Source organism: Geomonas subterranea, from assembly GCF_019063845.1.
Lineage (GTDB): Bacteria > Desulfobacterota > Desulfuromonadia > Geobacterales > Geobacteraceae > Geomonas > Geomonas subterranea.
The window spans coordinates 4,696,363-4,719,916 of sequence record NZ_CP077683.1 but is presented as its reverse complement, the minus strand read 5'-3'; the positions used below and the strand labels follow the sequence as shown (position 1 = coordinate 4,719,916).

Below are 23,554 nucleotides of genomic sequence, written 5' to 3'. Positions count from 1 at the left end.
TGCTTTTTGCTGCTCTTTATTTCAAGATCGCGCTGATGTCAGCGAGATCGATGGTGACGCCCGGGCCCATGGTGGAGGACACGGCAACCTTCTTCATGTAGGTGCCCTTTGCTGCAGCCGGCTTCGCCTTCTGGAGGGCTTCCACCAGGGCGACCACGTTCTGCCTCAGGGTCTCGGCGCTGAAGGAGACCTTGCCGACCGGCGCGTGCACGATGCCGGCCTTCTCGACACGGAACTCGACCTTGCCGGACTTGGACTCCTTGATGGCGCGGGCCAGGTCGAAGGTCACGGTGCCGACTTTCGGGTTCGGCATCAGGCCGCGGGGCCCGAGGAGCTTACCGATCTTACCGACCACGCCCATCATGTCCGGTGTGGCGATGGCGGTGTCGAACTCGAACCACCCTTCCTGGATCTTGGCGACCAGGTCGTCGGCACCGACGAAATCGGCACCGGCCTCGCGGGCCTCCTTCTCCTTCTCGCCCTTGGCGAAGACCAGGACGCGCACGTCCTTGCCCAGGCCGTTCGGGAGCACGACGGCGCCGCGGACCATCTGGTCGGCGTGACGCGGGTCGACGCCCAGCTTCACCACCAGGTCGACAGTCTCGTCGAACTTCGCATAAGCCGCGCCCTTGACGAGCTCAAGGCCGTCGGTCAGGGGATAGGTTTTGGTCCTGTCGACCTTGGCGCGAGCCTCTTTAAGCTTCTTTGACATAGACATTTCTGATAACCCTCTCTTTAACTTAAGCTATTTCAACGCCCATGCTGCGCGCGGTACCTTCGATGGTCTTCATGGCAGCCTCAAGGCTCGCGGCATTGAGGTCGGGCATCTTCTTCGTTGCGATCTCGCGCACCTGCTCCTTGGTCAGCTTGCCAACCTTGGTCTTGTTGGGGGTAGCGGAACCGCTCTGCAGACCGAGAGCTTTCTTGATGAGAACCGGAGCCGGCGGAGTCTTGGTGATGAAGGTGAAGGACCTGTCGGCGTAGACAGTGATCACGACCGGGGTGATGGTCCCTTCGTCCGCCTGGGTCTTCGCGTTGAAGGCCTTGCAGAACTCCATGATGTTGACGCCGTGCTGACCGAGTGCGGGACCGATCGGAGGAGACGGGTTTGCCTTCCCTGCGGGTACCTGCAGCTTTATGTAACCGGTGATCTTTTTCGCCATTTTCCTACTCCTTTTTCATTCCTTCGAACTGCCTGAAGCTTCTATCGGTAACAGGAGGTTGTCCCTACTGCTTTTCTACCTGCATGAATTCGAGCTCGACCGGGGTCGCGCGCCCGAAGATGCTTACCATGACCTTGAGTTTCCCCTTGTCCGGCTTGACGTCCTCGACCACACCCGAGAAGTTGAGGAAGGGACCGTCGATGACCCTGACCGTCTCGCCCACTTCGAAGAGGACCTTGGGACGGGGCTTTTCGGCACCCTCTTCCATCCTCTTGGTGATCTTGTTGACTTCGTCGTCCGGGATCGGGAAGGGATTATTGCCACCGACGAACCCGGTCACTTTCGCGGTCTCCTTGACCACGTGCCAGGTGTCGTCGTTCAGTTCCATGTTCACCAGGATGTATCCGGGGAAGAACTTCCTGGAAGAAGTCTTCTTCTCCCCCTTCTTAAGTTCGACGACGGTTTCGCACGGGATCAGGATCTCGCCGAAGAACTCCTCCATCTCGAGATTCTTGATGCGCTCTGCAAGCGAGAGCCGCACCTTGTTCTCAAAGCCGGAGTAGGTATGTACGCCGTACCATTTGTGTGCCATTTGATGAGTCCTCTAGCGGATAATCGACTTGATGAGCTTAGTAAGGACCACGTCGCAGACGCCAAGGTAAAGTGAGATGATCACGATGATGACGACAACTACCTGAGCAGTAGAGAAGGTCTCTTTGCGAGTCGGCCAAGTCACCTTGGCGAGCTCCGCCTGTACATCCTCAAAAAAAGTCTTGGCTTTCGCGAGCACTTGTCACTCCTCACTTCGTGAAGATAAAAAAAAATGGCAGGCCAGGAGGGATTCGAACCCCCAACACCCGGTTTTGGAGACCGGTGCTCTAGCCGTTAGAGCTACTGGCCTGCGGCGGGGGTTCCCGGACAGTTCCGGGAACCCCAAATCGAACTATTTGGTTTCCTTGTGCGGCGTGTGCTTCTGGCAGAAGCGGCAGTACTTGTTGAACTCCAGCTTCTGGGGCGTATTCTTCTTGTTCTTCGTGGTGGTATAGTTACGCTGTTTGCACTCGGTGCACCCAAGGGTGATGATGTCTCTAGGCATTTTCTTTCGTCCTTTTCAAACTATTTTCGCGTCCCGATCCTTCCGGAACTCAAAGAAACCGTCAGTCTTACTCGATGATGGAGGCAACGACGCCTGCACCGACGGTACGGCCGCCTTCGCGGATAGCGAAGCGCAGACCTTCGTCCATTGCGATCGGGGTGATCAGGTTGACGGTTACCGAGACGTTGTCGCCCGGCATAACCATCTCGACACCGGCCTCGAGGTCAACCACGCCGGTAACATCGGTGGTCCTGAAGTAGAACTGCGGACGGTAGCCGTTGAAGAACGGGGTGTGACGGCCGCCCTCTTCCTTGGACAGGATGTAGGCTTCTGCCTTGAACTTGGTGTGCGGGGTGATGGAGCCCGGCTTGGCGAGAACCTGGCCACGCTCGATCTCCTCACGCTTCACACCGCGCAGCAGGGCGCCGATGTTGTCGCCAGCGCGACCCTCGTCGAGGAGCTTACGGAACATCTCGACGCCGGTGACGGTGGTCTTGGTGGTTGCCTTGATGCCGACGATCTCGACCTCTTCGCCGACCTTGACGATGCCGCGCTCGACACGACCGGTGGCGACGGTACCGCGACCGGAGATGGAGAACACGTCCTCGACCGGCATGAGGAACGGCTTGTCGATGGCACGCTGCGGCTCCGGGATGTAGGCGTCGACGGCGTCCATCAGTTTCATGATGGCCTGCTCGCCCAGCTCGCCCTGGTCACCCTCGAGGCCTTTCAGAGCGGAACCCTTGATGATCGGGATATCGTCGCCCGGGAAGTCGTAGGAGGAGAGGAGTTCGCGAACTTCCAGCTCGACCAGCTCGAGGAGCTCCTCGTCGTCCACCATGTCGGCCTTGTTCAGGAACACGACGATGTAGGGGACGCCGACCTGACGTGCGAGCAGGATGTGCTCGCGGGTCTGCGGCATCGGGCCGTCAGCTGCGGAAACAACCAGGATCGCGCCGTCCATCTGCGCAGCACCGGTGATCATGTTCTTGACGTAGTCGGCGTGGCCCGGGCAGTCGACATGAGCGTAGTGACGCTTGTCGGTCTCGTACTCGACGTGTGCGGTGGCGATGGTGATGCCGCGCTCACGCTCTTCCGGAGCGTTGTCGATCTGGTCGAACGCCTTGAACTCGGCCTGGCCTTTGCCGGCGAGCACCTTGGTGATAGCTGCGGTCAGGGTGGTCTTGCCGTGGTCGACGTGACCGATGGTCCCTATGTTCACATGCGGTTTAGTTCTTTCGAATTTAGCTTTAGCCATGAGGAATCCTCCCTGATGTATCTACTACAGCTGTTATGTGAATGCTTTTTTCTAGAAGGGGATGGAGCCCACAACCGGATTCGAACCGGTGACCTCTTCCTTACCAAGGAAGTGCTCTACCTACTGAGCTATGTGGGCATATTCTGTTTTTGGAGCGGGAAACGGGACTCGAACCCGCGACCCTCAGCTTGGAAGGCTGATGCTCTAGCCAACTGAGCTATTCCCGCCAATTCCCTGCTCTGAAGTTTTTTGACTCGACTTGCTCTCCACTCAACCAGTACCAGCGACCCTAAGGTCTCCTGATTTGAGCAGATGCTCGTCTCATCTGCAGTTTGTATGGTGGAGGGAGGAGGATTCGAACCTCCGAAGTCGATGACGACAGATTTACAGTCTGTTCCCTTTGGCCGCTCGGGAATCCCTCCAGACAGAAGTGAGGCTATTTACTTTTCAATCTGGAGCTGACGATGGGACTCGAACCCGCAACCTGCTGATTACAAGTCAGCTGCTCTACCAGTTGAGCTACGCCAGCTGATTCGCTACCATCCGCTACCCTTTTCGCTTCCCGCCTTGTGTTGCGAAGCGAATCCCTGTTCTAAAGCAAAAGAGTCTCACTGTCAACATCTTTTTTCTCGCGGTGCGAATTATTTTCCGCCGCATGTCGTATACAGCCGAAACCTTTTCCCCCTGCCAGCCACCGGGGCGGGCAAGAAGGCGAGACTATACCAGCACTTTTTCCCCGATGCAACCGCTTTCTTCAATGTTATCGTTGCCATCCATCTTTTATCCCCCCCGGTGGCGCACTCGGACACGACTCGATATCTCTTCAATCTGGGACCATCGGCCCCTTTGAGTGAGAAAGGTTCGGCCCAATCCAAAGAGGTGAACGCACCCCACGACAAGACGGGGAAACGAGGGTACAGTCAACCTCCTTTCCGGCGGATACAGTGACAGTTTCCCGCGACTGTCATGGCATGAAATCGCTTTTCCTGTGTCTGTACTCATAGATGAAGCACGGCTATAGTGGACACAGCTAAAACAAAGGGAGGACGCCATGGAGTGTTTGCTAGGAAAAGGGGAACTGTTGAACCTCGCCGGAGGGGCCTACGGCCTCACCTTGCGCTGCCTCACCGGGACCATCTGGCTCACGAAGGGGGACGGCAGGGATTACCTGGTGCGCCAAGGAAGCAGCTTCGAGCTCTCCAAAGGGGAACCGGCGCTGGCGGAGGCTCTCGAAACAGCGGAATTGCAGATGAGGTCAGCTGGCGTCGCGGAGCAGCGCGGCGCCGCGCTTGCTGCGGCCCCTGCCGGACCTTTCCTGCCGCGACCTCTCTAGGGGAAAGCTAGGGGTGAACCGGTGCGTGGGCCAGCTCGCCGACCACGGTATGCCACCCGCGCACTGTCCACTTCGCCACCAAACCGTTCAGGACGTACGGGTCGGCCTTGGCGAAAGCAGCCGGCACTTCGGGGGTGTCGGCCGTGAAGAGGAGGACCGCGCCGTCGGCCGGATCGGTGAGCGCACCACCAAGAATCAACTCTCCACGCTGCGCCGACTCCCAGGCCAGGGCCAGGTGTTCCGCGCGAAACTCGCCCCTGCGCTCCAGGTAATCCGGAGCGACTTCATACAGCAACAGATAATGCATGGCTACCTCCTGTTGTTCGGCCCGAACAATTCAACCGCGGCATCCTCCCGGCCACACTCCTTAAGCGCCGCCAGGCAGTTCTTCCTTTCCTCAGGCACGTGGTACAAAAGCAGCGACTTCTGCAGCCCCTTTTCCCGGTCCGTCCGCGCCACGTAGACCTTCTCCCCGGTAAAGGGATCCACACCCGTGTGATAGATGCAGGTAGAGAGCGTCCCCGGGGTAGGAGTGAAATCCTGCACCTGCTCCACCCGCATCCCCCACCGCTTCAGCATCAGGGCGAGATCCACCATGTCCGACAGCGTGCAGCCGGGATGCCCGGAGATGAAGTACGGCACGATGTACTGCCTCTTCCCCGCCTTGGCGCTCTCCTTCTGGAATGAATCCCGGAAACGGTCGAAGCAGTCGTGCCCCGGCTTGCGCATCACCGACGTGACGCGATCGGCAAGATGCTCCGGCGCTACCTTCAAGAGGCCGCTCACGTGGTGCGAGACCAACTCGCGCAGGTACCGGGGCTGACGCTCCATCAGGTCGTAGCGCACCCCCGACGAAACGGCGACGTGCTTCACGCCGGAGATGCGGCGGGCCTTGGCGAGGAGCCTGGAACTGCCGGCGTCGTCGGTGACGAGGTTCTTACATATCTTCGGGAACAGGCAGCTGTCGCGGCGGCACTTGGCGCCTGCCTCGGGGTTGCCGCAGGATAGGCCGAACATGTTGGCGGTCGGCCCGCCCAGGTCGCTCACGCTGCCGCGGAACCAGGGAAGAGCCGCCAACCGCTCCAACTCCTGCAACACGCTCTGCTCACTGCGGGACTGGATCGTCTTTCCCTGGTGATGAGTGATGGCGCAGAAGGCGCAGCCGCCGAAACAACCGCGGTGCGTGGTAATCGAGTTGCGGATCTGCTCGTAAGCCGGGATCGTTTCCTTGTAGCCCGGGTGCGGGGCTTTCACGAAGGGGAGCGCGTAGAGCGCGTCCAGCGCCTGCCCGGAAAGCGGTAACGCCGGAGGATTGCAGACCAGGTAACGCTGGGCGTGGCGCTGGACCACAGTCCTGGCGCAACCGGGGTTCTGTTCCCCCGACAGCAGGCGGAACGACCGGGCATAGGCGGCTTTGTCGGCGGCCACCTCCTCGTAGCTCGGAAGCTCCACCAAGTCGGGGCCCGTTTCCGGCGCGGCCGACGTGGGGTAGGCCGTGCCACGAATGTCGCGTATGGAGGAGAACGGCTCCCCCTTTTGCAGCCTCTGAACCAGCTCGAGAAGGGGGCTCTCGCCCATGCCGTAGATGAGCAGGTCGGCCTTGGCATCGATGAGCGCGGAGCGGCGCACCTTGTCTTCCCAGAAGTCGTAGTGGGCGAAGCGCCTGAGGCTCGCCTCGATGCCGCCGATCACCACCGGGACGTCACGGTAGGCTTCCTTGAGGCGGGAGGTGTAGATGATGGTCGCGCGGTTGGGGCGCGCACCGTGGCGGTTGCCGGGAGTGTACGCGTCGTCGCGGCGCAGTTTCCGCGCCGGCGTGTAGTGCGCAACCATCGAATCCATGGCGCCGGCGGCTACCGCGAAGAACATGCGCGGGCGCCCGAGCGCCATGAAAGGCTCTTTGCTGCGCCAGTCGGGCTGAGGGATGATGCCGACCCGGAGCCCCTTCGATTCCAGGAGCCGCGCGAGCAGCGGGATTCCGAAAGATGGATGATCCACGTAGGCGTCGCCGGAGACGAAGATGACGTCGAGTTCGTTCCAGCCGCGAGCCTTTGCTTCGGAGAGGGTGATGGGGAGGAACCGGGAAGGAGACTGCTTGGGTCGTGCCTGTTTCATATGAACCTTAAAACCGTCAGCCACGGAGAACTTCGGAGAGAATCTGAGAGAAGCAAAACTTATCTGTTTTTTATTTTCTCAGATGTCCTCAGATTTTCTCCGTGGCCAATGGTTTTGACTTTACGGGAAGATCCCCACGAAATCGAGGCCGAGGGTTTCGGGAAGCCCACACATGAGGTTCATGTTCTGAACCGCCTGCCCGGAGGCACCTTTCACCAGGTTGTCGATGGCGGAAACCACGATGATCCTGCCGGTACGGTCGTCCACCACAACGCCGATGTCGCAGAAGTTGGAACCCCTGACGTGCGCCGTGGAGGGGAGCACTCCCTCTGGAAGCACCCTGACGAACGGCTCGCCCTCATAGAAGGCCTGGTACAGGGTGATCAGTTCCGCCGCGCTCACCTTTCCGGTCGGGACACTGTAGATGGTGGACAGGATGCCGCGGTCCATCGGAACCAGGTGCGGAGTAAACGAGATCGTGAGCGGATTGCCGGCCAGAAGCGAGAGTTCCTGCTCGATCTCGGGGATGTGGCGATGCACGCCCCCCACGCCGTAAGCCTTGAACCCCTCGTTCACCTCGCAGAAGAGGTTATCCACCTTGGCGCTACGCCCGGCGCCGGAGGTCCCGGACTTCGCATCGACGATGATGCTCTTCGGGTCGATCACCTTCCCCTTCAACAGCGGGGCCAGACCGAGGATGACGCTGGTGGGGTAGCAGCCGGGATTGGCGACCAGGCTCGCCTCGCGGATCTTGTCGCGGCGCAGCTCGGGAAGACCGTAGACCGCCTGGGACAGCAGCTCCGGGGTCAGGTGCTTTTCGTACCACCTTCCGTACACGTCCGCATCGTGCAGCCGGTAGTCGGCGGAGAGATCGACCACGTCCTTGCCCATCTTCAGGAACGTCGGCACCACCGCCATGGCCGCCTTGTGCGGCAGCGCGGTGAAGACCATGTCCACCTGCCCGGCGATCCCGACCGGCTCCAGATTCTCCAGGACGAGATCACACCTGCCGCGCAGGGTGGGGAACACGTCGCTCACCGGGCGCCCGGCGCTCTGCTCGGAGGTGACGCAGGTGACGGCGACCTCGGGGTGGGCATGCAGGATACGGATAAGTTCGACGCCGGTATAGCCGCTGGCACCGACGATGGCAACCTTGATCATGAAGGTCCTCCTCTACTTACATCTGAAAGAATAGGAGCTTGATGTTAGCACAGCTCCTACGGACTTGACACCCTAAACCTCAAAACCGGTAGCCGCGGAGAACGTCGGAGGAAATCTGAGAGAAGCAAAACCTTTTTGTTTTTGGTTTTCTCAGATGTCCTCAGATTTTCTCCGTGGCCAACGGTTTTAGTTTAAGGGTTTTTGAAACAGCAAAAGGAGGAACCCTGACGGATTCCCCCTTTGCAATACAGACAGCAATCGTCCCCGGCAGCGGATTAACGCTTGGAGAACTGGAAGCTGGCGCGTGCCGCCTTCTTGCCGTACTTCTTTCTTTCCTTGATGCGCGAGTCGCGGGTGATGAACCCGGCTTTCTTCAGGGTACCGCGCAGGTCGGCATCGGCCTCGATGAGGGCCTTGGTGATGCCATGCTTGATGGCGCCGGCCTGGCCGGAGTCGCCACCGCCCTTGACGGTGCAGAAGATGTCGAACTTGCCGACATTCTCGGTCAACTCGAGGGGCTGCATGACCACCATCTTGGAGGTCTCGCGGCCGAAGTAGCTGTCAAGAGTCTTGGTATTTACAATGATCTCGCCGTTGCCCGGCTTGATCCAAACCCTGGCGATGGACGACTTCCTTTTCCCAGTTGCGTAAAAGCTGACTGCCATTTTCTATCTCCTGATGAACGAATTAAATGTTCAGATTCTTCGGATTCTGAGCCGCGTGCGGGTGAGCACCGCCGCTGTAGATCTTCAGCTTCTTCAGCATGTGGCGGGCAAGCTTGTTTTTGGGCAGCATGCCTTTGACAGCTTTCTTGATCAGCTCTTCCGGCTTCTTGTCGATGAGCTTGGCGGCGGTGATCTCTTTCAGCCCGCCCGGGAACGAAGAGTGGCTGTAGTAGGTCTTGTTAGCAAACTTATTGCCGGTCAGGGCAATCTTCTCCGCGTTCACGACAATGACGAAGTCGCCGGTGTCAACGCTCGGGGTGAAGGTCGGCTTGTTCTTGCCGCGCAGCACGTTGGCGATTTCAGTCGCGACACGGCCGAGCACCTTGCTATCCACATCAACCAGGTACCAATCCCTGGTAACTTCTTCTTTTTTGGCAACTTGCGTCTTCATTGAAACCTCACAGCTATCTGGAATTAGCACATTAACTTACAGAAGATTGAGAATTTAATCGATTAGTCCGTCCATGTCAAGACAAAAAACCGGGGAGAGAATTAACGCTCTATTAAAGTGGCATCATTCCCCGCTCTGCCCCGGGTAGAAAACCTGCATAAGGCAGAGCCCCTGGGGCGGGACTGTCATTCCGGCGTTCTGCCTGTCGCCCCCCTTGAGCAGGCGCGCTACGTCGGCCAAGCTCATCCTGCCCTGCCCCACTTCGATGAGCGTCCCGGTGATGATGCGCACCATGTTCTTCAGGAAACCGCTGCCGTTGATGTCCAGGTGCAGCAGGCGCCCCTCCTGCACCAGTTCCATGCTGTAGATGCGGCGCACCGTGGTCTTGGCGGCGCAGTTGGCGCCACGGAAAGCGGCGAAGTTGTGCTCGCCGACAAAGAGCCTGCATGCCTCGCGCATCGCCTCGACATCGAGCTTCCCCTTGAGGCGCCAGGCGGTGTGGCGCACCAGCGGCGAGCGGAGGTCATCGAGCAGCATGGTGTAGCGGTAGTGCTTGCCCTGCGCGTCGAAGCGCGGGTGGAAGTCGAGCGGCACCTCGGCCGCGTCGCGCACTGCGATGTCGCTGGGAAGCAGCGTGTTCAGCCCCTCGCGGAAGGCGCGCAGCGGCATGGTGCGCTCGGTCTTGAAGCAGGCCACCATGCCGCGGGCGTGCACCCCGGCGTCGGTGCGGCCGGAGGCGTGCAGGGTGGTATGCTCCCCGAGCATCCTGGCCAGCGCCTTTTCCATGACCTCCTGGACGGTGAGCCCGTTGGGCTGCACCTGCCAGCCGGCGTAGGCGGTGCCGTCGTACTCTATGATCAGCTTGATGTTGCGCATATACCTTTCGAGTGGCCCCGTCGATTCCCCCCTCGCCCACCGGGAGAGGGGCTGGGGGTGAGGGTGTCGCCACGAACCGACCAAACGCCTGGTGCAGCGCCCTCACCCCGACCCTCACCCGGAGGGAGAGGGAGGATGGACCCTACTTCAAATATTTCTCCACCAGTATCTCGGCGATCTGCACGGCGTTGGTTGCGGCGCCCTTTCTCAGGTTGTCCGCGACGACCCAGAGGTTCAGACCGTTCTTGACGGTGGCGTCCTCGCGGATGCGCCCCACCAGGGTCAGGTCCTCGCCCGCCACGTCCATCGGCATGGGATATTCGCCGTTAGCCGGGTTGTCCACCAGCTCCACGCCCGGCGCGTCCTCCAGGAGTTCACGCGCCTTGGCCACGGTGATCTTCTTCTCGGTCTCGATATTGACGGACTCGGAGTGGCCGTAGAAGACGGGAACACGGACGCAGGTCGCAGTGGTGGCGATGTCGGCCTCCATGATCTTCCTGGTCTCGTTAACCATCTTCATCTCTTCCTTGGTGTAACCGTTGTCGCAGAAGGAATCGATCTGCGGCAGGCAGTTGAAGGCGATGCGGTGCGGATAGACCTCGTTCTTGGGCGGACGGCAGTTCAAAAGCTCGCCGGTCTGGATGCGCAGCTCGTCAATCGCCTTGTTCCCCGTTCCGGAGACGGCCTGGTAGGTGGAGACCACGATCCTCTTGATGGTGCCGAAGTCATGCAGGGGCTTAAGGGCCACCACCATCTGAATGGTGGAGCAGTTCGGGTTGGCGATGATCCCCTTCTTCCTGTAGCCGGCGATGGCGTGCGGGTTAACCTCGGGAACCACCAGCGGCACGTCCGGGTCCATGCGCCAGGCGCTGGAGTTGTCGATGCAGACGGCTCCCGCCTTGGCGGCGGAAGGACAGAATTCCTCGGAACGCGCCCCGCCCGCCGAGAAGAGCGCGATGTCGATCCCCTCGAAGGAATCGTGCTTCAGCTCCTCCACCGGCACCGGCTTGCCGTTGAACTCCAGCACCTGCCCGGCGCTCCTCGCACTGGCCAGGAATTTTATGTTCCCCACCGGGAAGTTCCGTTCTTCCAGGCACTCGATCATCTGTGTGCCGACGGCGCCGGTCGCGCCCACCACTGCCACATTCCACGTTTTCTTCATACTCGTTACATCTCCTCAAGACAAAAACGGGAGCGCGCCACCAGTTATAGCCGGGCGACGCGCTCCGCAACTTGCTGCTCTACCTTTTACCAACACCGGTGAAAACGCCCCCTCCCCCAAGGGGCGGGGGGACGGAAGCCTAACGCTCCTTCAAAATCTGCAGCATGCGGCGCAGCGGCTCGGCGGCGCCCCACAGGAGCTGATCGCCGCAGGTGAAGGCGGAGAGGTACTGCGGCCCCATCTTCATCTTGCGAACGCGGCCGACCGGGACGGTCAGCGACCCGGAAACGGCTGCCGGGGTGAGCCCCGCCAGGGAGTCGGCCTTGTTGTTCGGGATGAACTTCACCCACTGGTTGTCGTTTTTGATCATGTCCTCGATCTCGGCGATCGGGATGTCCTTGGTGAGCTTCATGGTGATCGCCTGGCTGTGGCAGCGCATCGCCCCCACGCGGACGCAGATGCCGTCCACCGGGATCGGGTTCACCGCGCCGAGGATCTTGTTGGTCTCGGCGTACCCTTTCCACTCCTCGCGGCTCTGGCCGTCCTCGACCTCGCGGTCGATCCAGGGAAGGACGCTGCCGGCCAGCGGGAAGCCGAACTCCTTGGTCGGCATCTCGGCGCTTCTCAGGGTGGCGGTGACCTTCTTGTCGATCTCGAGGATCGCGGAGCCCGGGGTGGCGAGTTGCGCGGCCACGGAGCCGTGCAAGACGCCCATCTGGGAGAGAAGCTCACGCATGTTGGGAGCCCCGGCGCCGGAGGCCGCCTGATAGGTCATGGAGGAGAGCCACTCAACCACGCCGGCCTTGAAGAGCCCGCCCAGCCCCATGAGCATGAGGCTCACGGTGCAGTTGCCGCCGATGTAGTCCTTGATCCCCTTGGAGAGGGCCGCGTCGATGACGTTGCGGTTGATCGGGTCGAGGATGATGACCGCGTCGTCTTCCATGCGCAGGGTGCTCGCCGCGTCGATCCAGTAGCCGTTCCAGCCGGCCTTCTTCAGTTCCGGGCGGATGGCCTTGGTGTAATCGCCCCCCTGGCAGGTGATGATCACGTCCAGCTTCTTCAGTTCGTTGATGTCCGACGCATCCTTCAGCGTCCCCGCGTTCAGCGGAGCGGGCTGCCCCACCTGCGAAGTGGTGAAGAATACCGGCTCAACACCTGCGAAATCGTTCTCTTCCTGCATGCGCTGCATGAGAACCGAGCCAACCATGCCACGCCAACCGACCATTCCGACTTTCATAGGCGACCTTCCTTTCTAATTTATTAGGTGTGAATGTGCGGCGGGGTCTCCCCCGCCTCAATCGTGTCGTTCTTACAGGTTGGCGATGATGGCGTCGCCGATCTCTTTCGTGTTGACCAGCTTCTCGCCGGCCTTCTCCTGGTAGATGTCGCGGGTGCGGTAGCCCTGGTCAAGGACCTTGGCGACGGCGTTGTCGATGGCGTCGGCCGCCTCGACCATGCCGAAGGAGTAGCGCAGCATCATGCCGGCGGAAAGGATCTGGGCGATCGGGTTGGCGATCCCCTGACCTGCAATGTCCGGGGCGCTGCCGCCGGAGGGCTCGTACATGCCGAAGGTTCCCTCGGCCAGCGACGCGGACGGGAGCATCCCCAGGGAGCCGGTCAGCATGGCCGCCTCGTCGGAGAGGATGTCGCCGAACATGTTCTCGCACAGGATCACGTCGAACTGCTTGGGCCACCTTACCAGCTGCATCGCGGCGTTGTCCACATACATGTGGGAAAGCTCGACGTCCGGGTACTCCTTGGCGATGTTGATCACGATCTCACGCCAGAGCACGGAGGTGGAGAGGACGTTGGCCTTGTCGATGGAGCAGACCTTCTTGCCGCGTTTTTGTGCCGCCTGGAACGCGACGTGCGCGATGCGCTCGATCTCCGGCACGCTGTAGCGCATGGTGTCCACGCCGACGCGGTCGCGGCCCGCCCCGTCGATCCCCTTGGGCTGCGAGAAGTAGATACCGCCGGTCAGCTCGCGGATCACCAGGATGTCGAAACCTCCCGCGATGACCTCTTCCTTCAGGGAGGAGGCGCTGGTCAGCGACGGGAAGATGATGGCGGGACGGAGGTTGGCGTACAGGCCGAAGATCTTGCGAAGCGGCAGCAGGGCGCCACGCTCGGGCTGCTCATCCGGGGGAAGGGTTTCCCACTTGGGACCGCCCACCGAGCCGAACAGGATGGCGTCAGCAGCCTTGCATATATTTACTGTAGTCTCCGGGAGGGCACGCCCTTCCAGGTCGATCCCCGCGCCGCCGACATTGGCGTGGGTACGCTCGAATTTCACTTCATGGCGTTTCTCGATCGCGTCCAGCACCTTCAGCGCTTCCGCCATAACCTCCGGGCCGATGCCGTCACCCGGCAGCACCGCCACTTTAAAAAGCTGTCCCATTGCACAACCTCCGATATGTATTAAATTAGCGATTCTATTTGCGGGACAGTAATATTGTCAACATAAAAAAGGCCGTCAAACATACGTTTAGCGGGCCAAACCATGACTATGAGTTAATGCTTTGGCGACTGGTTCAGTCATGACTGGCAAAGAGCGCCACCAATGTCGCTTTATTAGAGAAAAATAAAACTTTCAGTTTATCTTCATGAGGTGTTGTGGTACATTCCTCGTCAAGCTCAAAGCTGGTCCCGCTCCAGTTCCCTCCTCGCGGACACTCCCCTGCGAAGAGGCGCTAACGAGAAGCAGAGACTGGACAAGTTCATTAGAGTAGGTATCATTGCCGCATCTACCAAGCCGTACCCCCTCGATGGAGCCATGAACACCATGACCGTCCCCCCAGAGGGAACATTATATTTTCAGGAGATGAAATGCTATCCATCGCACGCCTGGGACAGCTTGCCGCTGCCCTCTCCCTGCTCACCATGACCGCCTGTTCGACGCCCGCAGCCGGCAGACACGTGCTCGGCGACCCTGAGAACCCGTACCCCCTGCAGAAGGCGCCGGAGATCGGCGACATCGTCCACCTCCCCACCGGGAGCCTGGTAACGCCGCAGCAGATGTTCGACGTCGTCACCGATGCCCGCGTGGTCTACGTCGGCGAGACCCACGACAACCCGGCAGCCCACCGCCTTGAGCTCGACACCCTGAAGGCGATAGAGCAGCGCTACCCCGGCAAGGCGGCCCTCGGGATGGAGATGTTCGTCAAGTCGCAGCAGCCGGTCCTGGACCGCTGGATCGCGGGGGAACTGGACGAGAAGGCGTTTCTTAAGGCGTCGCGCTGGTACGACAACTGGAAGATGGACTTCGCCTACTACCGGGACCTGCTCCTCTACGCCAAGGAGAAGCACATCCCGGTGATCGCGCTCAACGCCGAGAAGGAGCTGGTGCAGGCTGTGCGCACCAAGCCGCTCGAGGAACTCACCGCCGAGCAGAAGGCGCAGCTGCCGCAGATGGACCTCACCGACCCCTACCAGCGCGCCCAGACCGAAAGCATCTTCTCAGGGCACAACAGCCACGGCAAGATGGCCATCGACGGCTTCATCAGGGCCCAGACGCTGTGGGACGAAACCATGGCGGAATCCGCCGTACGCTACCTGACCAGCCCCGAAGGGAAGGAGCGCCATCTCGTGGTAGTCGCCGGCGGCAATCACATAAGCTACGGCTTCGGCATCCCGCGCCGCGTCTTCCGCCGTCTCCCCACGTCCTACGCCACCATCGGCGGTCGCGAGCTCACGGTGCAGCGCGCCGAAAAGCCGGTGATGATGGACGTGACGCTTCCGGACTTCCCGAGCGTCCCCTTCGATTTCCTGGTGAACTACGCCTACGAGGGGCTCCCCAAGCAGGGGGTACTGCTCGGCGTCATGTTCGAGCCCGACCCGAAGGGGCGAGGCCTGGTGGTAAACACGGTGGTCCCCGAGTCCAACGCCGCCCGGGCCGGGGTGCAGAAGGGGGACCTGCTGCTCTCACTGGACAAAGAACAGTTGAAAGAGAGCCTCGACCTGGTCTACGCGGTGAAGCAGAAGCATGTGGGGGACAAGTCCACGCTGAAGCTGGAGAGAAAGGGAGAGATTCTGGATCTCGAAGTGCTATTCAAGATAGGAGAGGCGCCTAAACACGGCAAGCCCTGACACCGGCCGGGCAGCGAACCCGACCGCCACACCGGAGGAAAAACACCGCATGTACGCAATGAGTAATGTAGGAAACACCATCGCCATGGTGCTTGCCGGCGGCAAGGGGGAGCGCCTCAGCCCCCTCACCATCAGAAGGGCCAAGCCGAGCGTCATGTTCGGCGGCAAATACAAGATCATCGACTTCGTCTTGAGCAACCTGTTCAACTCCGGGATCAAGAAGGTCTACATCCTGACCCAGTACCGCGCGTACTCCCTCAACAAGCACATCAGGGAGTCCTGGGGCAAATGGACCGGGCTGGGGGAGTTCTTCGTCGCCATCTCGCCCGAAACCAGCTCGGAGAACGAGGAGTGGTTCAAGGGAACGGCCGACGCCATCCTGCAGTACCTGCGTTTCGTCGAGTCCTCGGACGCGGACTACGTGGCCATCTTCGGCGGAGACCACATCTACAAGATGGACGTGAGCCAGATGATCGACTACCACCGCAGAAACCGGGCCGATTTGACCGTCGCCGCCCTCGAAGTACCGGTCCAGGATGCCAGCCGCTTCGGGGTCTTCTCGGTGGACGACGACTACAAGATCACCGCCTTCACCGAAAAGCCGAAGCACCCGGAGAGCATCCCGGGCAGGGACACCTGCTTCGCCTCCATGGGGAACTACATCTTCTCCACCAAGAAACTGATCGAGGTGCTTCAGGAAGGAAAGAAGATGTACGAGGACCTGGACTTCGGCAAGCACGTCATCCCGATGATGCTGGAGAAAAAGGACAAGGTGTTCGCCTACAACTTCAACGACAACATCATCCCGGGGATGAAGGCGGAGGAGAAAGGTTACTGGAAGGACGTCGGCACCATCGAGTCGTACTACGAGGCGAACATGGACCTGATCCACGTCTCGCCGCAGCTCAACCTGTACAACTACAAGTGGCCCATCCTGACCAACCAGGGGAACCTGCCGCCGGCGAAGACGGTGTTCGACGAGGAGGGAAGGCGCGGCATGAACATCGACTCCTACGTCTGCGCCGGCTGCATCACCAGCGGCGCCACGGTGCGCCGCACCATCCTCGGGCCGCGCTGCAAGGTGAACAGCTACAGCGAAGTGGAGGATTCCATCCTCTTCGAGAACGTCACCGTAGGGCGTCACGTTAAGATCAAGCGCACCATCATCGACAAGAACGTGGTCATCCCCGACGGCACCGAGATCGGCTATGACCACGATGAAGACCTCGCCAAGGGATACCGGGTCACCGAATCGGGCATCGTCGTGGTCTCGATGGCGGAAGCAAAGTAGCGCTGGGGCGCAGCAGGCCGCAGCGCCGGAAAAGCCGCAACGACCTCGGCCACCGCAGCCGGACGCCCCACGGGCGGGAGCACGCATGCGGGCAGCATCGAAACAAAACCAAAGACGCGAGATCAACAAGATCGTCGGGGTCTACGCCCTTTTCGGCAGCGCCTGGATCTATCTCTCCGGCTACGCCCTGATCTGGCTGGTTTCCGACCGCCACATCGCGGAGCAGATCGAGGTCTACAAGGGGCTCATGTTCATCATGGTCACCTCCGCGCTGCTCTACCAGCTCATCTGGCGTTTCGCGCGGCGGCTGGCGGAGTCGGTGACCAAGCTCGAGGAGAGCGAGGCGCGCTTCCAGGCCATCTACCACAGCGTCAACGACGCGCTTTTCATCCATGACGCCGCCACCGGCGCGCTGGTCGACGTGAACCGCACCATGTGCGAGATGTTCGGCTATACCCCGGAGGAGGCCCGGGGGCTCACCGTCGGGGACTTGAGCCTGGGGGAGCCCCCCTACACCGAGGAGGACGCGCTCCTTCTTTTAAAAATGGCGGCGTCGGGTCCCCCGATGACGGTGCGGTGGCGCAGCAGGAAAAAGGATGGGTCGCTGTTCTGGTCCGAGGTGAGTCTGCGCCGGGCCGACATCGGCGGCAGCGACCGCATCATCGTCCTGGTGCGCGACGTCACGGCGCGCCAGGAGATCGAGGAGGCGCTGCGGCAAAACGAGGAGATCCTCCAGGTCCTGATGGAGGAGATGCCGGCAGGGGTGGGATGGGCCGACGAGAGCGGCAGGATCCAGTACCTCAACAGCTACGTCAACGACTGGCTGGGCTATGTCTCCGGGGATCACCCGACCCTGGAAGAGCTGATGGAACGCGCCCTTCCCGATCGCGCCTACCGGGACCAGGTCCTGGCGCTCTGGCGCGAAGAGATCGGCACAACGCCGGAGAGCGGCGTCCCGGTCACTCCGCAGGAGGCGAAGATCTCCTGCGTCGACGGCTCCTCCAAGCACATCATCCTGAACACCCGCCTGGTTCACCACCGCATACTGTTCACCCTGACCGACATCACCAAGTGGGAGGCGATGCAACAAGAAGTGCTGAAGGCCCAGAAGCTGGAATCGCTCGGGGTCCTCGCCGGCGGCATCGCCCACGACTTCAACAACATCCTCACCGGAATCCTGGGGAACCTCTCCTTCGCCGAACTGCTGCTCGACCCGGACCACCCGGCGCAGGGAGCGGTGAAGAACGCAGGGAAGGCGTCGCAGCGCGCCGCCGAACTGGCGCACCAACTGCTGACCTTCTCCAAGGGAGGACAGCCCATCAAGAAGGTGATCCCGCTGGGAAAGCTCCTGCAGGAATCCCTCTCCCTGTCCCTGCACGGCACCAAGGTGCAGACCCGGCTGAACATCCAGGAGGATCTGCACGCCATAGAGGCAGACGAAGGGCAGATGAACCAGGCCTTCAGCAACGTCGTCATCAACGCGTGCCAGGCGATGCCGGGAGGGGGGGTGCTGACCGTGAACGCGGAGAATGCACCCCTTCACGCCAACAACGAACTGGGGCTCCCCGCGGGGAACTACGTCAAGGTATCCTTCATCGACCAGGGGTGCGGCATTCCGTACGAGGATCAGAAGTTCATCTTCGATCCCTACTACAGCACCAAGCCCGGGGGGAGCGGACTGGGGCTCGCCTCGGTGCACTCCATCGTCATCAAACATGGCGGCAGGGTCGAGGTGGCTTCCACCCCCGGTGCAGGGACCACCCTCACCTTCTACCTCCCCTCCGTCGGTGAAGCCGCGCCGGAAGAGGCGCCGCAGCAGCCGGAACGTCCGGGGAAGCCGGGGGAAGGAACGGTGCTGGTCATGGACGACGAGGAGGCGATCAGGACGCTGACGCGGGACATGCTGCAGTACCTTGGATACCAGGTAGTGACCTGCGCCGACGGCGAGGAGGCGGTGCGGCTGTACCGTGAGGCGGCCCAGCAGGGGAAACCTTTCGCGGTCGCGATAATGGACCTCACCATTCCGGCCGGCATGGGTGGCAAGGAGGCGGCGCAGCAGATCCTGGCGCTGGATCCGGGCGCGAGGCTCATCGTCTCGAGCGGCTATTCCAACGATCCCGTCATGGCGGAACATGCCGACTACGGCTTCTGCGCCGCCGTGGTCAAGCCCTACCGCTGCGACGAACTGCAACAGGCATTGGAGCGGGTGCTGTCCAGGCACTGACCGGCGCCCCTTCCGGCTACTCCGTCTCCCTCCCCCACAGCTCCTTCAATCTCCAATTGCGGCCGCACCCGTCGTGGTAGCGCTGGTAATGGTAGGGCTCCTTCTTGTAGTACTGGCGGTGGTACTCCTCGGCCGGGTAGAATTCCGAAGCCGGCCGGATTTCGGTGACAACGGCGGCACCCGCGAGGTTTGCGCGCCCCGCTTCGTCGCGTGTCTCCTCCGCCTGCCGTTTCTGTTCCTCGTCCAGGTAGAAGATGGCGGTCTGGTACTGGCTGCCGTAGTCGCAAAACTGGCGGTTTTTGGTGGTGGGGTCGATGTTGCGCCAGAAAACTTGCAGCAGCTCACGGTAGCTCACCTGTGCCGGGTCGAAGATGATTCGCACCGCCTCGACGTGGCCTGTTTCCCCCTCGCAGACCTCGCGGTAACTGGGGTTCGGCGTGCTGCCGCCGGTGTACCCGGGGAGCACCGAGAGCACCCCGGGCATCTTGTCGAAGACCGGCTCCATGCACCAGAAGCAGCCACCGGCGAAGATGGCGGTTTGGGTGGCGGTTCCGGTGGCACTGTTTTTCATGGTTTCCTCCCTTGGCGCCAGCAGGCAGGTCAGACAGGTCACCCGGTGACCGCGATGACTTCCTCGTAGGTGGTGATTCCTTCCAGCATCTTCCGCACCGCCTGTTCGCGCAGCGTCACAAGGCCGTCTTTCCGGGCGACGGCCTGCAACCCGGCCAGGTCGACCCGCTCGCCGATCACGGCCTTGATGGCTTCGTTCACGTCCAGCACCTCGAAAATCCCGGTCCTCCCCTTGTAGCCGGTGCCGCGACATTCGGCGCACCCCTCACCGGACCATACCGGAACCGGACGCTTCAGCCCCAGGTACTCCAGCTCCTCCGCACTCAACTGGCTCTCCCGCTTGCAGGCGGGACAGATCCTGCGCAACAGCCTCTGGGCGATGATGCCGATTACCGTGGATGAGATCAGAAACGAAGGCACCCCCAGGTCGATCAGGCGGGTCACCGAGGAGGGGGCGTCGTTTGTGTGCAGCGTGGAAAGCACCAGGTGCCCGGTGAGGGCCGCCTGCACCGCGTTCTCGGCGGTCTCCTTGTCCCGTATCTCCCCCACCATGATGATGTCCGGATCCTGCCTGAGTACGTTCCTGAGCACCTTGTCGAAGGTGACCCCTATGCCGGCCTGCACCCCCACCTGGTTGAACTCCTCCATCACCATCTCGATGGGGTCCTCGACGGTGACGATGTTGACCTCAGGCGAGGAGAGGGTCCTAAGCGACGAGTAGAGCGTGGTGGTCTTGCCGCTCCCCGTGGGGCCGGTGACAAGGATGATGCCGTTGGGTCGGCGCAGGAAGGAACTGTAGAGCTGGTACTCGCGCGGATAGAAGCCGATCGAGTCCAGGTCCTGCATCAGGACGTCCGGGTCGAAGATCCTGATCACCACCTTCTCGCCGAAGGCGACCGGCAGGGTGGAGACGCGCAGCTCGACCTCGCGCCCCTGGTGGCTGGTCTTGATCCTGCCGTCCTGGGGGCGTCTCTTCTCTGCCAGGTCCATGCGGGAGAGCATCTTGATGCGGGAGACGATGGGGGGATGCAGCTGCTTGGGCACCACGTGGACGTTGTGCAGCACCCCGTCCACCCGCAGGCGCACCAGCGACTTCTCGCGCTTGGGCTCGATGTGGATGTCGCTCGCCCGCTGGTCGAAGGCGTACTGCAAGAGGAAGTCCACGGCGGAGATGATGTTGCGGTCGGTCCCCTCGATCTCGTGTCCGCTCTTCAGCCGCACGAACTGTTCGAGGTTCCCGAGGTCCACCGCCGTGGAAACCTCGCTCTCGGCCGCCTGCACCGAGGCCCTGAAGCCGAAGAACTCCCTCAGGATCTTGAGGATGTCGTTGCGCGAGGCGAGCACCCGGCGAAACTCCATCCTCTTCAGGGCCCTCAGCTCCTCGATGACATCGTCGTTGAAAGGATCGGCTACCGCGAGGGTCACCACACCGTCGGCGTACCCAACCGGGACGATCAGGTGCCTGAGGGCGAAGGGGCGGGAGATGTGGGCGGTGACCAGCTCGAGGTCGAGCTTCATCGGGTTGATCTTCAGGTAGGGAAGCCCCACCGCGGCGGCAAGCACCTCGGTGATGGCATCTTCGGTCAGGAGCTTCCCACCGGAGCCGGGGATCTCCAGGTTCAGGGAGGCGATGATCTCGGCGGGGGAAGGTCTTTCCGGCCCCTGCTGCAACCGCCGGGAGTATCCCGCCTGCTGGGCGCCCGCCAGCCGCTGGGCCTGGGCATCCCCCCTGGCGAGCAGCTCCGCGGACTGCACCTCGTCGATCAGGCCCCGCTGCAGCAGGATCTGAGCGACGTTCTTGATGGTGACCATCTTCTTTTTCTGCATGGCCGACACCTTTTAATGGGAACAAGTATGCGATTATCGGCGAGAAACATAGTGATGTCAAGGAGGTGGCAAGTTTGACAACGGACGCCTCGCCGATATCATTAAATGGCGCCTATGAATCGGCGTGCCACTACAGATGCCAAAGGAGGGGTACCATGTTCGAACTGTTCGAGAAGGCGGTGCTTACGGCGCTCGGCGCGGCAGCACTCACCCAGAAAAAGGGGGAGGAACTGATCCAGGAGATGAAGTCCCGCTACAAGATCAGCGAGGAGGAAGGACGTGCCTTCCTGGACCGGATCCAGGAGATGGCGCGCACCGGGCAGCAAAAGACAGCCGAGGTCGCCGAGACCGAGGTGAAGAAGGCGCTGGACCGGATGGGGATGGTGTCCAGGGAGGACTTCGACAGGCTGGAGCGGCGCGTCAGGGCCCTTGAAGCAATCGCGGCCGAGACCGTCGCCTCTCAGCCGGAGGATGAGTGCTTAGGATAGTCAACATCAACCGCAACGTCAGGAGCATCCGGCGCTACCGCCAGATCATCACCGTGCTCGGCGGGTACGGCCTCGGCCACCTGCTGGAATATCTGAACCTCGGCCAGGTGGTCGATTTCTCGCGACGTGTCTTCAATCGGCGAAGCCCGAAGGCGGAACACCTGACGCCGCCGGAGCGCCTGCGCCTTGCTCTTGAGGAACTCGGCACCACCTTCATAAAACTCGGGCAGCTCCTCTCCACCCGCGCCGACATCATCCCCGCCTCCTTCGTCCAGGAACTGGCCCACCTGCAGGACAACATCCCCTGCATGCCGTTCGAGGAGATCAAGGTCCAGATCGAATACGAGCTCGGGGTTCCGCTGGAGCAGCGTTTCCTGTACGTGGAGCCGGAGGCGATTGCGGGGGCCTCCATCGCGCAGGTGCACCGCGCGCGGCTCATCACCGGCGAGGACGTGGTGGTCAAGGTGCGCCGCCCGGGAGTCGTCGAGGCGGTGGAGACGGACATCGACATCCTGATGGGGGTGGCGCTCTTGCTGGAGCGCCACATGGCCCGAAGCGACATCTACGACCCGGTCGGGGTGGTGCGCGAATTCTCCTACACCATCCGGCGCGAGATGGACCTGACCCGGGAGGGACACGCCATCGAGAGGATCCGGGACAACTTCAAGGGTGACCCGGACCTCTACTTCCCCGGGGTCTACTGGGAGGCGACCTCAAAGGGGGTGCTCACCACCGAGTACGTGGACGGCATCAAGGTGAGCGACATCTGCGCCATCGAGGCGGCGGGGCTCGACCGGCGCGAGATCGCCAAACGCGGCGCCAGGGTCTTCCTGAAGATGGTGCTGGAGCACGGCTTCTTCCACGGCGACCCCCATCCCGGCAACGTGCTGATCCTGAAGGAGAACGTGATCTGCCTGCTCGACTTCGGCATGGTGGGGCGGCTCGACCCGGCGGTGAAGCGCTACCTGACCGACGTCCTGGTGGCGGTGATCAACCGGGACATCGAGGGGCTCGCCTACGTCATCGTCGAGGCGGGTGACGCCGCCGAAACCGTCAACATGCAGGCGCTGAAAAAGGCACTCGCGGAGTTCATGGACAGCTACTTCGAGATCCCGCTCAAGGAGATCGAGGTCGGGCGCATGCTGCTTGAATTCATCGACCTGGTCTCGACGCACCGCATCAAGGTGCACCCCGACCTGACCATGCTGGTCAAGGTGCTCGTGGTGGTCGAAGGGATGGGGAGAAAACTCGACCCCGATTTCGACATGGTCGGGCACCTGCGCCCCTTCCTGGAGCGCGAATTCCGTCAGCAGCGCTCCCCCGGCCGCCTGTTCCGGGAGGTGGAGCAGGGTTTCGAGGGTTACCTCACCCTGGCGCGCAACCTGCCGCGCGACGTCCGGGAGATCCTGAACAAGGTGAACCGGAACAAGTTCCGCATCGACCTGGAGCACCGCGGCCTGGACCGTTTTTCCAAGGAACTGGACCGCTCCGCCAACCGGCTCTGCCTCTCCCTCATCATCGCGGCGCTTCTGATCGGATCCTCGATCGCCATGCAGGGGAACCGCGGCCCCATGCTCTGGGGCTTGCCCGCCTTCGCCTTTTTCGGCTACAGCTGCGCCGGGATCGTCGGCGTATGGTGGATGGTCGCCATTCTCCGCTCCGGCAGACTGTAGCAAAAAAGCCACACCCCCCGTTGCGCAGGCACCACACGGGCATTTTTACCACACCCCCCGGCCGCTCCCCTTCCCGGTGCGATAACGTCTACAACGCCGAAGCTGCGTGCTTTTT

23 protein-coding genes and 5 tRNA genes are annotated in these 23,554 nt (G+C 61.5%); 6 read left to right on the top strand and 22 right to left on the bottom strand.

Going from position 1 to position 23,554, the window contains the following annotated elements; all coding sequences use genetic code 11:
* Positions 1–16: 16 nt before the first annotated feature.
* The 11 genes from rplA to KP001_RS20555 form a co-directional block, all read right to left on the bottom strand.
* Entirely contained in the window at positions 17–718 is a 702-nt protein-coding gene (gene rplA / locus KP001_RS20605; RefSeq protein WP_217287375.1) for a 50S ribosomal protein L1, read from the bottom strand.
* A 22-nt stretch (positions 719–740) separates the two neighbouring features.
* Entirely contained in the window at positions 741–1,163 is a 423-nt protein-coding gene (rplK, locus tag KP001_RS20600) for a 50S ribosomal protein L11 (RefSeq protein ID WP_183350948.1), read from the bottom strand.
* A 64-nt stretch (positions 1,164–1,227) separates the two neighbouring features.
* A complete protein-coding gene (gene nusG, locus KP001_RS20595; protein WP_183350946.1) occupies positions 1,228–1,755 on the bottom strand; it encodes a transcription termination/antitermination protein NusG in 528 nt (175 codons plus the stop codon).
* A gap of 12 nt (positions 1,756–1,767) precedes the next feature.
* Positions 1,768–1,953 (bottom strand): preprotein translocase subunit SecE, encoded by a 186-nt coding sequence (secE, locus tag KP001_RS20590; protein WP_183350944.1) that lies wholly within the window; start codon positions 1,951–1,953, stop codon positions 1,768–1,770.
* A 34-nt stretch (positions 1,954–1,987) separates the two neighbouring features.
* Positions 1,988–2,064: transfer RNA gene (locus tag KP001_RS20585), tRNA-Trp, on the bottom strand.
* 42 nt (positions 2,065–2,106) lie between these two features.
* Positions 2,107–2,259 (bottom strand): 50S ribosomal protein L33, encoded by a 153-nt coding sequence (gene rpmG, locus KP001_RS20580; RefSeq protein ID WP_183350942.1) that lies wholly within the window; start codon positions 2,257–2,259, stop codon positions 2,107–2,109.
* Between the two features lie 67 nt (positions 2,260–2,326).
* Positions 2,327–3,517 (bottom strand): elongation factor Tu, encoded by a 1,191-nt coding sequence (gene tuf / locus KP001_RS20575; protein ID WP_217287374.1) that lies wholly within the window; start codon positions 3,515–3,517, stop codon positions 2,327–2,329.
* 62 nt (positions 3,518–3,579) lie between these two features.
* A tRNA-Thr gene (locus KP001_RS20570) sits at positions 3,580–3,655 on the bottom strand.
* A gap of 12 nt (positions 3,656–3,667) precedes the next feature.
* A tRNA-Gly gene (locus KP001_RS20565) sits at positions 3,668–3,744 on the bottom strand.
* A gap of 110 nt (positions 3,745–3,854) precedes the next feature.
* Positions 3,855–3,939 (bottom strand) — tRNA-Tyr (locus tag KP001_RS20560).
* A 31-nt stretch (positions 3,940–3,970) separates the two neighbouring features.
* Positions 3,971–4,046 (bottom strand) — tRNA-Thr (locus KP001_RS20555).
* A 522-nt stretch (positions 4,047–4,568) separates the two neighbouring features.
* Between KP001_RS20555 and KP001_RS20550 the strand changes: the two genes are divergently transcribed.
* Complete coding sequence (locus KP001_RS20550; protein WP_217287373.1) at positions 4,569–4,850, top strand: DUF2917 domain-containing protein; 282 nt, start codon at positions 4,569–4,571, stop codon at positions 4,848–4,850.
* Positions 4,851–4,857: 7 nt separating this feature from the next.
* Here KP001_RS20550 and KP001_RS20545 read toward each other — a convergent pair whose 3' ends face one another.
* From KP001_RS20545 to leuB, 9 genes are all read right to left on the bottom strand, one after another.
* Entirely contained in the window at positions 4,858–5,157 is a 300-nt protein-coding gene (locus KP001_RS20545; RefSeq protein ID WP_217287372.1) for a YciI-like protein, read from the bottom strand.
* Positions 5,158–5,159: 2 nt separating this feature from the next.
* Positions 5,160–6,965 (bottom strand): YgiQ family radical SAM protein, encoded by a 1,806-nt coding sequence (locus KP001_RS20540; protein ID WP_217287371.1) that lies wholly within the window; start codon positions 6,963–6,965, stop codon positions 5,160–5,162.
* 120 nt (positions 6,966–7,085) lie between these two features.
* Complete coding sequence (gene argC / locus KP001_RS20535; RefSeq protein ID WP_217287370.1) at positions 7,086–8,126, bottom strand: N-acetyl-gamma-glutamyl-phosphate reductase; 1,041 nt, start codon at positions 8,124–8,126, stop codon at positions 7,086–7,088.
* 275 nt (positions 8,127–8,401) lie between these two features.
* Positions 8,402–8,791: a 30S ribosomal protein S9 gene (gene rpsI / locus KP001_RS20530; protein WP_015719162.1), complete on the bottom strand. Its 390-nt coding sequence runs from the start codon at positions 8,789–8,791 to the stop codon at positions 8,402–8,404.
* 22 nt (positions 8,792–8,813) lie between these two features.
* Positions 8,814–9,242: a 50S ribosomal protein L13 gene (gene rplM / locus KP001_RS20525; RefSeq protein ID WP_216512184.1), complete on the bottom strand. Its 429-nt coding sequence runs from the start codon at positions 9,240–9,242 to the stop codon at positions 8,814–8,816.
* 123 nt (positions 9,243–9,365) lie between these two features.
* Positions 9,366–10,118, bottom strand: coding sequence for a tRNA pseudouridine(38-40) synthase TruA (truA, locus tag KP001_RS20520; RefSeq protein ID WP_217287369.1), 753 nt, complete (start codon positions 10,116–10,118; stop codon positions 9,366–9,368).
* A gap of 142 nt (positions 10,119–10,260) precedes the next feature.
* Positions 10,261–11,280: an aspartate-semialdehyde dehydrogenase gene (locus KP001_RS20515; protein WP_217287368.1), complete on the bottom strand. Its 1,020-nt coding sequence runs from the start codon at positions 11,278–11,280 to the stop codon at positions 10,261–10,263.
* Between the two features lie 139 nt (positions 11,281–11,419).
* The gene (gene asd / locus KP001_RS20510) at positions 11,420–12,517 is read right to left on the bottom strand and encodes an aspartate-semialdehyde dehydrogenase (RefSeq protein WP_217287367.1); all 1,098 of its coding nucleotides are present in this window, start codon (positions 12,515–12,517) and stop codon (positions 11,420–11,422) included.
* A 72-nt stretch (positions 12,518–12,589) separates the two neighbouring features.
* The gene (gene leuB, locus KP001_RS20505; protein WP_217287366.1) at positions 12,590–13,678 is read right to left on the bottom strand and encodes a 3-isopropylmalate dehydrogenase; all 1,089 of its coding nucleotides are present in this window, start codon (positions 13,676–13,678) and stop codon (positions 12,590–12,592) included.
* Positions 13,679–14,106: 428 nt separating this feature from the next.
* Here leuB and KP001_RS20500 point away from each other — a divergent pair, with 428 nt between their 5' ends.
* From KP001_RS20500 to KP001_RS20490, 3 genes are all read left to right on the top strand, one after another.
* A complete protein-coding gene (locus KP001_RS20500; RefSeq protein ID WP_217287365.1) occupies positions 14,107–15,366 on the top strand; it encodes a ChaN family lipoprotein in 1,260 nt (419 codons plus the stop codon).
* A 49-nt stretch (positions 15,367–15,415) separates the two neighbouring features.
* On the top strand, positions 15,416–16,657 hold the full coding sequence (gene glgC, locus KP001_RS20495; protein ID WP_217287364.1) for a glucose-1-phosphate adenylyltransferase: 1,242 nt from the start codon (positions 15,416–15,418) through the stop codon (positions 16,655–16,657).
* Between the two features lie 85 nt (positions 16,658–16,742).
* Positions 16,743–18,881 carry a hybrid sensor histidine kinase/response regulator gene (locus KP001_RS20490; protein ID WP_217287363.1) on the top strand — a complete coding sequence of 713 codons (2,139 nt, stop codon included), beginning with the start codon at positions 16,743–16,745 and terminating at the stop codon, positions 18,879–18,881.
* A 16-nt stretch (positions 18,882–18,897) separates the two neighbouring features.
* On the opposite strand, the gene msrA is transcribed toward KP001_RS20490, so the two are convergent.
* Complete coding sequence (gene msrA / locus KP001_RS20485; protein WP_217287362.1) at positions 18,898–19,452, bottom strand: peptide-methionine (S)-S-oxide reductase MsrA; 555 nt, start codon at positions 19,450–19,452, stop codon at positions 18,898–18,900.
* A gap of 38 nt (positions 19,453–19,490) precedes the next feature.
* A complete protein-coding gene (locus KP001_RS20480) occupies positions 19,491–21,278 on the bottom strand; it encodes a GspE/PulE family protein (protein ID WP_217287361.1) in 1,788 nt (595 codons plus the stop codon).
* A gap of 155 nt (positions 21,279–21,433) precedes the next feature.
* On the opposite strand from KP001_RS20480, the gene KP001_RS20475 reads away from it, so the two are divergent.
* The gene (locus tag KP001_RS20475) at positions 21,434–21,766 is read left to right on the top strand and encodes a phasin family protein (protein ID WP_217287360.1); all 333 of its coding nucleotides are present in this window, start codon (positions 21,434–21,436) and stop codon (positions 21,764–21,766) included.
* Entirely contained in the window at positions 21,754–23,439 is a 1,686-nt protein-coding gene (locus tag KP001_RS20470; protein WP_217287359.1) for an ABC1 kinase family protein, read from the top strand. Before KP001_RS20475 ends, KP001_RS20470 begins: the two co-directional genes overlap by 13 nt.
* Positions 23,440–23,554: the final 115 nt, after the last annotated feature.